Consider the following 13,397-nt stretch of genomic DNA (forward strand, 5'->3'; position numbering starts at 1 on the left):
TCTAATCCCTCCAATGATACCCCCATTCCCCTTTGTTAAAAATCATAATCTAGCTTGTATAACATTTAACAACTGAAGCAGATTAAGACCAATGATAAAAATACAAACGGAGGGAGACAGTTCAGGATGCCAAGAGATCAAGTATGCCTCGCATGTGGTGGAGAAGGACTTCTGATGGATGATGAAGAATGGAAATACAAGTGTAAAATATGTGGCGGCAGTGGATACCAATCTCAAGATGGACGTGTCTATAACCGTCAAGTTGCCGATGTAGATGAAATGAACAGAATTTTGGACTGAATGAAGACAAATCTGATCCCATAGTCAGTGAATGTTTCAAATAGAGCAGATTTCAGCCATCAGAGTTGCTTAGATCGCAACACAAACCTTTACTTACAACATAACCCGACCCTGATGCCTGGGAGTACAAAGATAGAGCGCCTGGAAAACTCCTTGCGCTCTTTTTCTACTTTCTTATCTTACAAGCTGACCTTCAGCCATTTCTTCTAAAAAAAAGACACAGCCCCTTTTTCAAGGACTATGTCTCGCGGCAATGATTAATAATTGATGGTTGCCCCTTCTTCCACTGGTGTTTTCGGCTTACGAGCAAGAGCTACAATACCAGCTATCAAGTATGCAACACCACCGAATAATCCCATGCCGAATGTGGCAAATGTCATAATGATCGCTGTGATGATTAAAATGATTCCTGCTGCTTTCGGTTTTTTGTTCCCTTTAAGAAAGACAGCGGAGAGAATACCTAATCCAATGGCAATGATTGCTGCAATCATTGCGAACAGTGCAAAAGAACCCAACATGTTAATCATTTCTCCGATATTGATACCGCCCGCTCCACCTTCCGCTTGCATTTCAGGGGAGTTCATGAAGCTTTCCATCTCTTGCTTAAATTGTTCGTTATCCTTCATGTTCAACATGAGTCCGCTCAGAAGCACGGGTAGACCAAAAAGAACCATCCCGATGACTGATATGACGATTTCGACTGTACGTTTCATTTTTTACCTCCTTTTGTTATGCACCTGCTACATCTCGTTTAGTGAAGAAGAGCCAGGATAAAAACATGAATATTATATAATATACCGCTAACACAGCGACGGAAAACCATAAAGTGGTATCAAAGAAGGGTGACCCTTCCACATACTGTGTCAAATCTGTATTGGCGAACAAAATATATTTCGCCCATTCTTTATTCATAAGAAATACGACAATGGAACTTCCAGCCATCATGAGGAAGATCGCTACCCCGATCGCTAAAGAAGTATTTCTGAAGACTGCTGAAATCATAAACGCGAACGTAGCCATCATCAATAATTCTACAGAGCTGAGCAGGTATTGGGAAACCGTATGTGAAAAGATCCCTGCCTGTGTGATTTCACCTGCCTGTTCGAACACATAAATTTGTGAAAATCCGTCTATACCGAATAAAAGCAATCCGACGAGAAAAGATAATGCATACAAAAATACCAACATCGCCAGAGCGTAAATCAGGACAGCGACATATTTGGAGAAGAGGATCTTTGTCCTGGAAATTGGCCGGATCAATAAAAGCTTGATCGTCCCCCAGCGAAATTCATTAGCCGTTATCCCTGCCGCTACAATAATTGTAAATAAACTGACCATTGCAACGAGTCCGCGATTATCCCGGATGAAATTCCATGCGTCATACTCTGTCGGTTTAATATCGTTAGCGATACGATATTCGTTCTCCTCTATGTTCATGTATCCAGGGTATTTAATTTCTTGTGAGCCCCCTGCTTCTTCTGGAGGACTACTCAACGCTTCATTTTGTTCTTGCAGTTCCTGTTTCCAATCATCCCCTGTCGGAACGGCACCGCCAAGCATAGTAGCATCTACCTTCATGAATGTACCAAAGGCAATGATAAGAAGTCCTAAAATAATCATCATGATCCATGTACTCTTCTGTGAATAAAGTTTCATATTTTCATTTTTGACAAGCTGGACAAAATTACTCAATCGATCCCTCTCCAATCAAATCTAAGAATTTCTCTTCGAGTGTTGAACGATTGACATTCACACCGTAAATATCAATGCTATTTTCGACAAGACCAGAAATGAGACGAGGAATTTCTTCTTTTTCTACAGTGAACACCAGTGCCTCATGATTAATCCTCACGTCTGAATCCGTTAAATTTTCTAACACCACTTTCGCTTCCTCCAGCGGAGCAGCCTCAATCGATACTTCTTTCTGAGTCGTTTCCTGCAAGGCATCTTCGACCGTTTGAATCGAAATCAATTCACCATTCTTAATGATGCCGATCCGATCACACATCATCTCCATCTCAGATAAGATGTGACTTGAAACGATGACGGCTACCCCCTCTTCAGCTGCTAATCTTCTTATATACGCACGAATCTCCCTGATTCCTGAAGGATCCAATCCGTTTGTGGGTTCATCCAGAATCAATACAGATGGATTATGTAAAAGCGCCTGGGCGATTCCAAGTCTTTGACGCATCCCTAATGAGTATTTCCCGACTTTATCATTGATTCTTTTCTCCAAACCGACTAATTCGACGACTTGGTGGATTCTGTCTTTTGAAATGCCGGGCATCATACGTGCATAGTGCAATAAATTCTTCCACCCGCTCATGAACGGGTACATTTCCGGATTTTCAACGATCCCCCCGACATGTCGTACCGCTTTTTTGAAATCATCATTCACACTATGCCCTTTGATGATCACATCCCCGTCGGTCATCTTCATCAGACCGACCATCATGCGGATGGTAGTCGTTTTACCAGCCCCGTTAGGACCGAGAAATCCAAATACTTCACCACTATAAATGTTAAAATCCAATCCCTTGATGATCGGATTTTTGCCGATAGTCTTCTTTACCTGTTTCAACTGCATTACGGGTTCAGACAACACAAGCCCTCCTTTTTTTCAACACACCTAGTTTACGGTATAAAAAGCCATCGGTTTCAACATTTAATAATTTTTTTACAAAGTTAGTAAACATTTGTTCAACACCCCTCCGTGGATGCCTCCCCTAATCTTTGTTAGAATGGGAAGGAAAAGAGAGTTTAGGGGGAATGATAAATGAAGATCGTATCAATCGAACCGACGCCTAGCCCGAACTCAATGAAAATCAACTTGAATGAGACCCTCCCTGATGGTGAAACTCATAATTATAAAAAAGGAGACCAGCTTGAAGATGCTCCTGATTTTATTCAGCAATTGTTTGAGGTTGAGGGGGTCAAAGGGCTCTACCATGTCACAGATTTCATCGCTTTAGAAAGGAATGCCCGTATCTCATGGGAGGTCATCCTTCCAGAAGTGCGAAGTGTTTTCGGATCTGCTGTTGATGACCAATCTTCTTCAGCAGCAGTGGAAGAACCTGGAGATCCTTTTGGAGAAGTGCGAGTATTTGTACAAATGTTTCGGGGGCTGCCCATGCAGGTCAAGCTTGAAGAAGGCGAAGAAGAAACCCGCGTCGCCCTACCTGAACGATTTATGGAAGCTGCTATGGAGGCATCACCAGCGTCCCCAAACATGATCATGGAACGCAAATGGGTGGAACAAAGTCCTCGTTATGGAGAGGTAAAGGAAATCGGTGAACAAGTAAAAGAAGAAATTGCAGCAAGCTATGACAAAGAACGACTAGAAAACCTTGTTAAACAAGCGTTTGACCAAGAATCGGAAACTGTCGAAGCGGGCGAAGAAAAGTCGAGGATCACATTAGAAACATTAGATCATGAAGACTGGAAAGTACGTTATGCAGCTCTTGATCGAATGGACCCGACTGCTGATGATTACCGTTTGCTGGATAAAGCTTTAGATGATGAGAAAGCGTCCATTCGCCGACTTGCAACAGCATATTTAGGCATGATCGAAGAAATTGAAACTTTACCATATCTCTATAAAGCATTAAATGACAAATCAGTCACAGTCCGCCGGACAGCCGGAGACTGCCTTTCAGACTTAGGCTTTAATGAGGCTTTACCAAAAATGATTGATTCGCTCTCGGATTCGAACAAGCTCGTCCGTTGGCGTGCCGCTATGTTTCTATATGAGCTTGGTGACGAATCGGCACTCCCAGCGTTGAAAGAAGCTGTCGATGACCCTGAGTTTGAAGTCCGCATGCAAATCAACATGGCAATCGAACGAATTGAAGGTGGCGAAGAGGCCAAAGGCTCTGTATGGCACCAAATGACCCAAGCTACAAAGAAGAAACAACAATAGGAGGCTTTTACGATGAATCCATATGAAGCGTATATGAAAGAGATTTCCCAACCCATGAGAGATGAACTGACAAATTCAGGTTTTGCTGAACTGACGACACCTGAAGAAGTGGATACATTCATTAGTGAAACAAAAGGTACTTCTTTAGTCGTCATCAACTCCGTGTGTGGATGTGCAGCAGGGCTTGCTCGCCCTGCCGCAAGAGAATCATTGAACAATGAAAAACGTCCTCAACACCTCGTCACTGTATTTGCCGGGCAGGACCGCGAAGCAACTGCACGCATGAGAGATTACCTAGAAGGATACGAACCCTCCTCACCTTCTATGGCCTTACTGAGAGACGGCCAAGTCCTGCACTTCATTCCAAGAGAAGAAATCGAGGACTATGAAGTAGAAGAAATCGTAGAAAACCTGACAAAAGCTTATAATCAATATTGTTAAAGCAAAACCCCACGCGCCTTGAAAAGCCTCAACATGCTTAAGCATACCTCTGAAGTGGCTGTTTTTTGCCACAGCAAAAGGAAAAATGAAGTTCGGCTGAAATCGCAACGTCTGTTGCAACGCCGAACGCCCCACCTCGTGCGGGGCTAAGACCGCGAGAGGCTAGGCGCTGGATCTGTTTCTCTATACGATAACAAAGGGGTTGGAACAAAACTCTAAAAAAGGCCGGGCAAGACGATTTTATCGTTCAACTCGGCTTCTTTACTTCGATGAGACATATATATGTGCCCGCGGCAAGCACCCACCGACAAGCGATTCGTGAGAAGCAACAACAAACGTTAACAGTTCCTCTAGATTGAAAAGTGTTTTTCAGTGGCCTCAAGTATGTTGCCGGAGCGGCGTATGCATTTATGGCTTCATTAAGAAAACCCGAACGAAATTTCGTTCGGGTTTTCTAGCGGAAACATTCTTTTGTCCCAGCCCCTATGTTATTCCGTTTGCATCTTTTGACCGCTTTTTTCTGTTTTGATGAGTTTAAGCACAAGCAATAGAAGAATGACACCGAACACTCCACCTACAATGTAACTGATGTTCAGGTGGTCTTTCATGAGTAAAGACATTAAAGGAGGCCCTGCTGCTACTCCTATAAAGCGCGAAGAGCTGTAGAAGGATGTGATCGTTCCTCGCTCCTCTTTTTCAATCCCCTCTGTAATGAGAGCATCGAGCGTAGGCAGCATTGCCCCAATCGCTGTTCCAAGAATACTCGTAACGATCAGTAACATTATTAACTTTTCACTTACATAACCCACAAAAACCACACTACCAGCTATCATTATTAAAGCGGTGGTAATCACTTTTTTCATGACAGCTGTTTCTCCTTTGATCTTCTTCCCTGTGATGAAAGAGGCGACGCACAGGGTGAACAAAGGAATCGCCAACACAAAGCCTTTTTTCACCCCATCAATACCGTGTCCTTTCTCCAGCACATCAGACATAAAGAATAGGACTGCAAACAAAATCAACATGGCATATACACCGAGAAGAAATACAGGATACAACCATTGTCCTTCTTTGTGAAAAATTTCCTTCGTTTTCTTTACGAATTGTTTCAAAGGTTGAGGTTTCTCCTGTTTCCCTTTAGGTACTTTTATGAAGAAGAAAACCAAGACAATTGAAATCAAACTGAAAAAAGAAATAGAGAAAAACGGTAAAAACCATAAAAAGGCCGCAAATAAAGAACCTAAAATCGGACTTAGCACTTTTCCGAATGTATTGGAAGTTTCGATAATGCCAAGACAGGAACTTGTCTTTTCATCATCGTCCTTATAAAGATCTCCGACCAACGGTAATATGATTGGTGTAGCACCGGCGGCTCCGACTCCCTGTAAAACACGCCCGATAATAATCCAAAAGAAAGGGTCATCCACCTTCCAAGAGGCAAACCCAGCGATGATTCCACCTATTAAGGCCAATACCAAACTTGGTAAGATAACAACCTTGCGTCCGTACCGGTCCGAAAGATACCCGGCAACAGGAATTAAGAATATGGCGGCCAAAGAATAACTCGTAATGATCGTGCTTGACTGGAATGATGAGATACCTACTTTCTTTTCAAAAATAGGTAAAACCGGAATCAACATAGAATTCCCAAGCGTCATGACGAGAGGGATGGAAGCCATGCTGACTAAACACCAACGACTGACTTTGTTTTCCATACTTACACCTCATTTGCATTCATATAGGTAGAATGTCCAAATCAGGTGGTTTCAACTACATTCATTAATAAAAATGGATTTGAATTAATTGGAAGCTGGGAAATCACTGTTTACCAAAGTTTTTTGATACGAAATACGCGACACTTGCTGAGATAACCATTAAAACGATAGGCACGACCTCTTGAGCGAATAAAGAGGGGTCTGTTGGATAAGTGGAGGAACCAGCAGTATAGGAAAGTGTCAAAAGCAGCCCGCTCACAAGTTCCAGCACTCCATAAGCCACTAAGAAAGTAAGTATGAAAGTGATATATCCCTTCAACAAAATCACCTCCTCACTCCTATACGATGTATAAAGCCTCAAGTTTCAACACCAGAAGATGTAATTAGCGGAAAATGGATGCTCCCTTTTCAGAATGCGATAGTTTTCACTTTTGCTGGTTGTGATGGAGATAGAGGTGAGGAAGAAAATAATACGGAGGAACAGAAATCAGCGAACACTGGGGTAGAATCTTAAGGTTTCTACACAGACAATGGTCAATAATAACCTTTATGTAAGGCAACAATAGTAGTCAAAGAAAACAAATATATTTCAAATCCCGATCAGAGTGAATTCTCGGAGCTTTGTCATGGTTTTATTTGTGACTTAAAAAACATTCTTCACTTGATTCGCCACTTTGGACCAGAGACGGTTCGTGGTTCTTTATCCATCCTAAGTGAAGATGAACAATTCGGACAAATGACCGCTTGAGTTGGAATCGGCATGCAGCAATAAGGGCATTCTTTTTTTGTCATTGATTGTAAAGGATGCTGGTGCGGCTTTTTCCACCTGTTAATTTGACGCACGACGATAAACACAGCGAAAAGAATAATCATGAACCTGACGGAGGCGGTAACAAACAACCCATAATTGATCGTAGCTGCTCCAGCCTCTTTCGCAGCGGACAAAGACGGGTAGACTGTCCCGTCCAAACTGAAAAACATATTTTCGAAATTCATTTTCATGTACAGCACACCTACGGGAGGTAAGAGAATATCTGTGACAAGAGAATCAATGAACCCACTGAATGCAGCCCCTAACACCATCCCCACTCCCATATCGACAGCATTACCACGGACAGTGAATTGTTTGAACTCATTTAATAACCCCATTGCCCTCCCCCTTCTCATCCACCATTCTATGAGACGATCGGACAAACTATTCGCGGGTACACCCGGCATGCTTAGGTAAACCTTTAAAGTTGCTTATTTCTCCAAAACTCTTTTTTTATAATTCCCTGAACATGAAAAAAACCTGGTCCTAGTCCCAGGTTTAACATTATAATATAGCTTTTTGACAAACTTCAGGAACCGCACCGAGTAAATCATATGTTAAGCAGACAGGCCGTTTCGTCCTTGGATCCTGTACAACTTCAGCGTCAATTTGGAACACTTCTTTCAAAACCTCTGCTTGTATGACTTGATCAGGAGACCCTTCCTTGATGACGTTTCCATCTTTCAACGCAATAATATAATCAGCAAACCGTGCTGCATGATTTAAATCATGAATGACCATGACAATCGTACGTCCTTCTTGCCGGTTTAACTGTTCTAATAATTTCAGAACTTCTAATTGGTGTGCCAGATCAAGGTAAGTTGTCGGCTCATCGAGGATTAATAATTCTGTTTCCTGCGCTAGAGCCATCGCAATCCAAACCCGCTGTCTCTGCCCACCTGATAAGGAGTCAATCGAGCGATCAGCAAACTCCTCGATTCCTGTAATCTCCATGGCCCATTGAATCGTATCACAATCGTGATCGTTCAGTTTTCCAAAACCTTTTTGATGTGGGAAACGTCCGTAAGAAACAAGTTCAGAAACCGTTAAGCCGCTTGGAGCTTTTGGTGTTTGGGGTAGTACCCCCATTTTCTTAGCGATTTCTTTAGTTGATTCTTTTTTTATTGCCTTCCCGTCTAAGTAGACGCTTCCTGTTTGTACGGAATGAATTCTCGCTAAAGCTTTCAAGATCGTGGACTTCCCACACCCGTTCGGACCAATGATTGTTGTGATTTGGTTTTCGGGAATGTCTAAATCCAAACCTTGAACGACATGGTGGTCACCATATGAAATACCTACCTGCTCCGTCATTAGCTTAGCCATGCAAGAATCCTCCTAATAAAAATAAAATTACAAACTCTTCAAAATCCGATAATGAAAATCATTATCATTATATCTGTCTCAACGCAATTTGGCAAGGTGTAGCATACTAGAATTCAGGTGCTTTTTTCGGCTATCATATTAGACAACCAACCTGAAAATTTCAATATATCAGCTTCTTGTTGATCATGACGGAAGGAAATACGAATAAACGTACGAGCTTGCTCTTTTGTTATCCCCATTGCATGCAGAGTCGTAGATGTCCCTTCACTACGGGATTGACAAGCACTTCCTGTAGAAAAACCATACCCTTTCCGATTGCCTTCAAGCATGAGCCACTGCCCTTCAAAGTCATGAACACACAAGCCGATGATGGGTATAGTGTTTACTTTGGAATCACCGACAAGTGACCAACCATTCCTACTCAACTCGATCCTCCGGAAAAATTTTTCTTTTAATAGGAGAATCCGCTGTTGATTTTCCTGCAATCTATGGACCATTTTCCCTGCTGCCACAATAAAAGCAGCTATGCCCGGTACATTGACAGTACCGGCACGGACTCCTCCCTCGTGTGTCCCTCCTGGAATTCTTGGAGCAAAGGGTAAATCAGGACGTATGTATACAGCGCCCACTCCTTTTGGTCCATACACCTTGTGACTGGAAATAGAGAGACTATCCACAAACGGACTCACTTCTTTAATATCCAACTTTCCGAAAGATTGGACACAATCACTATGAAACAAGACATTTTCCTTTCGGCAAAGCTGGGAAATTTCCCTAAGCGGTTGAATGGTACCGATATCGGAGTTCACATGCTGAACAGAGACAAGCACGGTATCCTTTCTGATCTCCTCCTGCAGTCTCGCCATATCCACCTCACCTTTCGACGACACAGGCACCCAGCTCACATCATAACCCTCAGATTGAAGTTTAGATGCCACATTATAAACCGAAGAATGTTCGGCTTCAGAAATAACCAGATGGCGTCCCTCTCCAGCTTCTACTAAAGCGTGAAGGGCAATTTCATTGCTTTCCGTGCCCCCGCTCGTAAAATAGACCCCTTTCATTTCCACTCCCAGGACCGTTGCCAATTCTGTCCTGCAATGCTCTAATAAGTTCCCCGCTTTAGTGCCTTCATCATGGAGACTGTGCGAATTTGCATAGTATTCTTTAGATGCTTGTACATAGGCTTCCAACGCTTCATCATCAATCGGACAAGTCGCCGCATAATCAAAATACATCACTAAGACATCCTCTCTAGTTTTTCACAAAAAACGCTTGTCATAATCTTAATAGTATGTAAATATAGGTGTCAATACACATGTATATAACGGAGGTCTGACATGAACAATTCAGATGTCATCATTGTAGGAAGTGGTGTGGCCGCCTTACAACTTGCCCGAAAATTAAGCAGGGATTTAAATGTGATCATTCTCACAAAATCCTTCATGAACCATGGCAATTCAGTTTTGGCTCAAGGGGGCATCGCTGCAGCATGGAAAGATCGTGACCACCCGATTTTCCATTTTATCGATACGATGGAAGCTGGCAGGAAAATGAACCACAGTACAGCAACTTTCCAGCTTACCCAAGAAGCGCCCCAAACCATCCTCGATTTAATGAAAAGCGGTTGTGAATTTGATCTTGATGCTGACGGAAACCTTGCACTCGGTATAGAAGGAGCCCACTCCCAGCACAGAATCGTTCATGGAGGTGGAGACCAGACAGGAAAAATAGTGATGGACTGCTTAAGTAAGAGCCTCCCGCCCAATGTAAAAGTTTTGGAGTACCAATTTGTCTGTAAAATTCTTACATCTGAAAATGGTTGCTGTTTTGGAGTGGAAAGTAGATCGGGTGATGGGGAAATGAACCGTTTTCTTGCCCCGCATATCATTTTATCTACGGGGGGTTGCGGCAACCTTTATTCACATACGTCGAACGCTGATACAGCCACAGGTGATGGAATCACACTCGCCTACTATGCTGGCGCAGAGGTTGCAGACATGGAATTCATTCAATTTCATCCTACCCTTGCTTATATCAATCAAGAATGTAAAGGATTAATATCGGAAGCTGTTCGTGGAGAAGGATCTGCACTTGTTGATGAACTAGAAAAACCGATTATGGAAGGGGTCCATCCATTTAAAGACTTAGCTCCAAGACACATTGTCGCGCAAACGATTTTCCATCATCGACAAAAAGGACATGAAATCTATTTAAATATAAGGGGGATTGAAAACTTCTCAGGTAAGTTCCCTTCAATTACGAAAATGTGTGAATGGAACAGGATTGATTTAACACAGGGGATGATTCCGGTAACTCCCGGCTGTCATTTTTCAATGGGAGGAGTAAAAACAGACTCTCTCGGCAGAACCACACTGAAAGGGCTATATGCAATTGGAGAAGTCGCTTGCACCGGTGTTCACGGTGCCAATCGCCTAGCAAGTAATTCTTTGTTAGAAGGTCTTGTATTTGGAAGAAGATTAGCTGAACACTTGAATAGTCAATCAGGACTGCCCCGCCCCCCTTTCAAAGAAATCATGAAGAAAACATCTCCGTCAGCTGTCTGCCTCCCGCCTGTGGAAGAACTCCAAAAAAGGATGATGACTAACGTAGGGATCGCAAGGAAAAAAAGCGCACTTGAAAAACACTTGCAGTGGCTAGAATCCTATAATCTCATCAGGTGTAACCATCTTGACTTCACTTTGCTCACTAACGAACAAATCAAAGTTCTGTTTATGATGAAAACAGCCTGGTTAATTACAAAATCTGCTTTGGAGCGTGAAGAGAGCCGCGGTGGTCATTACCGCGAAGATTTTCCTGAAGAACTTCCTTTATGGCAAAGTAAACAAATCATTCAGAAAAAAACATATGAAATGAGGAAAACGAATGAACCGGTTGAAACTCAGACGTAGGATGGAAGCTTTTTTCATTGAAGACATTGGAGACTTAGACTTGAGTAGTGATTTTTTATTCTCAAGCACACAAATAGGGAGAGTCGTTTTCACTTGTAAAGCATCCGGGGTTTTTTGCGGGGAAAGCATTATTGAAGAAGGTTACTCGATGATCGATCCAAGTATCCGGATTCATCTGCATAAAGAGGATGGCACTCCCCTCATACCCGGTGATCCGATAGCAACAATAGAGGGGCCAGTGGCTGCACTTCTTAAAGGGGAAAGAGTTATATTGAATTTAATCCAACGATTAAGCGGGATCGCCACCCTGACCCAGGAGGCTGTGACTTGTTTAAATAGTCATCGTACCCGGATTTGTGACACTAGAAAAACAACACCCGGTCTTCGCTTGTTCGAAAAATATGCCGTTAGAACCGGCGGCGGTTTCAATCACCGGAACGGCCTTTCCGATGCAGTCATGTTGAAGGATAACCACATTGAATTTTTTGGATCGATTCAAGATGCCGTCGCTCAAGTGAAAGACCATGTAGGTCATATGGTGAAAATAGAAGTTGAAACAGAAAGGGAAATCCAGGTGGCTGAAGCAGTAGAAGCAGGTGTCGACTGCATTATGTTCGATAATTGCACCCCGGAACAGATTAAAAACTATTTAAGGATTGTCCCGCCTTTCATCACAACAGAGGCATCTGGAGGAATCACCCTCGAGACTCTGCAGCAGTATCAAGGACTGGACCTTGATTACATCTCCCTTGGTTTCTTGACTCACTCCGCCCCATCTCTTGATATCAGTGCAAATGTGAAACTTTTAAAGGAGGAAATACAATGAACCTTTTTGAAACATTAGAAAAGAAGCATCCAACCTTACCTGCACGTTACCATAAGATGAATGCAGACGAACTGGAAGAACGTATTAACAAAGTCAAAAGATCTATGGGGCGAAAGCTTTTCCTTCCTGGTCATCACTATCAAAAAGACGAGGTGATCCAATTCGCCGATGCGCGCGGAGATTCTTTAAAACTCGCACAACTTTCAGCTTCCCAGCATGAAGCGGAAGCGATTGTTTTCTGCGGAGTCCATTTCATGGCGGAAACCGCTGATATTTTATCGACAGAGGATCAGCACGTTTACTTGCCTGATATGCGAGCTGGTTGTTCCATGGCGGATATGGCGAACATCACTCAGACAGAAAAGGCATGGCAACAGCTATTCGACATTTTTGATGACACCATCCTCCCCCTTACATACGTCAACTCGACTGCAGCAATCAAAGCATTTGTCGGCAAAAACGGCGGTGCCACTGTAACGTCCTCCAATGCCGCCAAAATGATTCAGTGGGCATTTTCTCAAAAGCAGAGAATCCTCTTTTTACCAGACCAGCACCTGGGAAGGAACACAGCTTATGATTTAGGCATTCCATTAGACCAAATGGCAGTATGGGACCCGATTATGGAAGAATTGATTCACGAGGGGTCTATTGAGGATGTGAAGGTGATTCTATGGAAAGGACATTGCTCTGTCCATGAAAATTTCACTGTCAGAAATGTACAACAAGTACGTGCGGACTACCCTGATATGAAAATAATCGTCCACCCAGAATGCAGCCGGGAAGTCGTGGAGCTTTCGGATGTGGCCGGGTCGACGAACGCTATCATTTCTGCTATAGATCAAGCCCCCGCTGGCAGCTCTTGGGCAGTAGGTACAGAAATGAATCTCGTCAACCGGATCATCCACGAAAACCCGGACCAACACATCATTTCCCTGAATCCAAGTATGTGCCCATGCTTGACCATGAACAGGATCGATCTGCAACACTTAGCATGGTCATTGGAGTCATTGGCTGCAGGTGAACCCACAAATTTAATCAAGGTGGATGCCGGCATAGCTCATGATGCTAAACAAGCGCTGACACGGATGTTGTATCGAGCATAACCCCTTTTCAAGAGATTCAAAAGTGAGTACACTCATAAATGAGT

14 protein-coding genes are annotated in these 13,397 nt (G+C 43.1%); 6 read left to right on the forward strand and 8 right to left on the reverse strand.

Going from position 1 to position 13,397, the window contains the following annotated elements; translation table 11 throughout:
* The first annotated feature begins 126 nt into the window (after positions 1 to 126).
* The gene (locus HLI_RS21615; RefSeq protein ID WP_164908536.1) at positions 127 to 300 is read left to right on the forward strand and encodes a hypothetical protein; all 174 of its coding nucleotides are present in this window, start codon (positions 127 to 129) and stop codon (positions 298 to 300) included.
* 257 nt (positions 301 to 557) lie between these two features.
* Here the strand turns inward: HLI_RS21615 and HLI_RS09920 are convergent, their stop codons facing one another.
* Genes HLI_RS09920 through HLI_RS09930 form a run of 3 tightly spaced genes read right to left on the reverse strand, consistent with a single transcriptional unit; the run spans position 558 to position 2,905 of the window.
* On the reverse strand, positions 558 to 1,013 hold the full coding sequence (locus HLI_RS09920) for a DUF4064 domain-containing protein (RefSeq protein ID WP_128524832.1): 456 nt from the start codon (positions 1,011 to 1,013) through the stop codon (positions 558 to 560).
* 16 nt (positions 1,014 to 1,029) lie between these two features.
* On the reverse strand, positions 1,030 to 1,992 hold the full coding sequence (locus tag HLI_RS09925; protein ID WP_128524833.1) for an ABC transporter permease: 963 nt from the start codon (positions 1,990 to 1,992) through the stop codon (positions 1,030 to 1,032).
* Positions 1,985 to 2,905 carry an ABC transporter ATP-binding protein gene (locus tag HLI_RS09930; RefSeq protein WP_128524834.1) on the reverse strand — a complete coding sequence of 307 codons (921 nt, stop codon included), beginning with the start codon at positions 2,903 to 2,905 and terminating at the stop codon, positions 1,985 to 1,987. Before HLI_RS09930 ends, HLI_RS09925 begins: the two co-directional genes overlap by 8 nt.
* Before the next feature lie 174 nt (positions 2,906 to 3,079).
* On the opposite strand from HLI_RS09930, the gene HLI_RS09935 reads away from it, so the two are divergent.
* Both HLI_RS09935 and HLI_RS09940 read left to right on the forward strand, forming a co-directional pair.
* Positions 3,080 to 4,222, forward strand: coding sequence for a conserved virulence factor C family protein (locus HLI_RS09935; protein WP_128524835.1), 1,143 nt, complete (start codon positions 3,080 to 3,082; stop codon positions 4,220 to 4,222).
* A gap of 12 nt (positions 4,223 to 4,234) precedes the next feature.
* Complete coding sequence (locus HLI_RS09940; RefSeq protein ID WP_128524836.1) at positions 4,235 to 4,663, forward strand: BrxA/BrxB family bacilliredoxin; 429 nt, start codon at positions 4,235 to 4,237, stop codon at positions 4,661 to 4,663.
* A gap of 488 nt (positions 4,664 to 5,151) precedes the next feature.
* Here the strand turns inward: HLI_RS09940 and HLI_RS09945 are convergent, their stop codons facing one another.
* The 5 genes from HLI_RS09945 to HLI_RS09965 all read right to left on the reverse strand — a co-directional run bounded on the left by HLI_RS09945 (position 5,152) and on the right by HLI_RS09965 (position 9,750).
* On the reverse strand, positions 5,152 to 6,378 hold the full coding sequence (locus tag HLI_RS09945) for an MFS transporter (RefSeq protein WP_128524837.1): 1,227 nt from the start codon (positions 6,376 to 6,378) through the stop codon (positions 5,152 to 5,154).
* Between the two features lie 103 nt (positions 6,379 to 6,481).
* Complete coding sequence (locus HLI_RS09950) at positions 6,482 to 6,697, reverse strand: hypothetical protein (protein ID WP_128524838.1); 216 nt, start codon at positions 6,695 to 6,697, stop codon at positions 6,482 to 6,484.
* 338 nt (positions 6,698 to 7,035) lie between these two features.
* A complete protein-coding gene (gene mscL / locus HLI_RS09955; protein ID WP_128524839.1) occupies positions 7,036 to 7,527 on the reverse strand; it encodes a large conductance mechanosensitive channel protein MscL in 492 nt (163 codons plus the stop codon).
* 166 nt (positions 7,528 to 7,693) lie between these two features.
* Entirely contained in the window at positions 7,694 to 8,512 is an 819-nt protein-coding gene (locus HLI_RS09960) for an ABC transporter ATP-binding protein (RefSeq protein ID WP_128524840.1), read from the reverse strand.
* Between the two features lie 113 nt (positions 8,513 to 8,625).
* Positions 8,626 to 9,750, reverse strand: coding sequence for an IscS subfamily cysteine desulfurase (locus HLI_RS09965; protein WP_241655976.1), 1,125 nt, complete (start codon positions 9,748 to 9,750; stop codon positions 8,626 to 8,628).
* Positions 9,751 to 9,852: 102 nt separating this feature from the next.
* Between HLI_RS09965 and nadB the strand changes: the two genes are divergently transcribed.
* Genes nadB through nadA form a run of 3 tightly spaced genes read left to right on the forward strand, consistent with a single transcriptional unit; the run spans position 9,853 to position 13,353 of the window.
* A complete protein-coding gene (gene nadB, locus HLI_RS09970) occupies positions 9,853 to 11,424 on the forward strand; it encodes an L-aspartate oxidase (protein WP_128524842.1) in 1,572 nt (523 codons plus the stop codon).
* A complete protein-coding gene (nadC, locus tag HLI_RS09975; RefSeq protein WP_128524843.1) occupies positions 11,399 to 12,250 on the forward strand; it encodes a carboxylating nicotinate-nucleotide diphosphorylase in 852 nt (283 codons plus the stop codon). The genes nadB and nadC overlap by 26 nt, the downstream gene beginning before the upstream one ends.
* The gene (gene nadA / locus HLI_RS09980) at positions 12,247 to 13,353 is read left to right on the forward strand and encodes a quinolinate synthase NadA (RefSeq protein ID WP_128524844.1); all 1,107 of its coding nucleotides are present in this window, start codon (positions 12,247 to 12,249) and stop codon (positions 13,351 to 13,353) included. The genes nadC and nadA overlap by 4 nt, the downstream gene beginning before the upstream one ends.
* Positions 13,354 to 13,397 lie beyond the last annotated feature (44 nt).

The organism is Halobacillus litoralis, assembly GCF_004101865.1.
GTDB lineage: Bacteria > Bacillota > Bacilli > Bacillales > Halobacillaceae > Halobacillus > Halobacillus litoralis_A.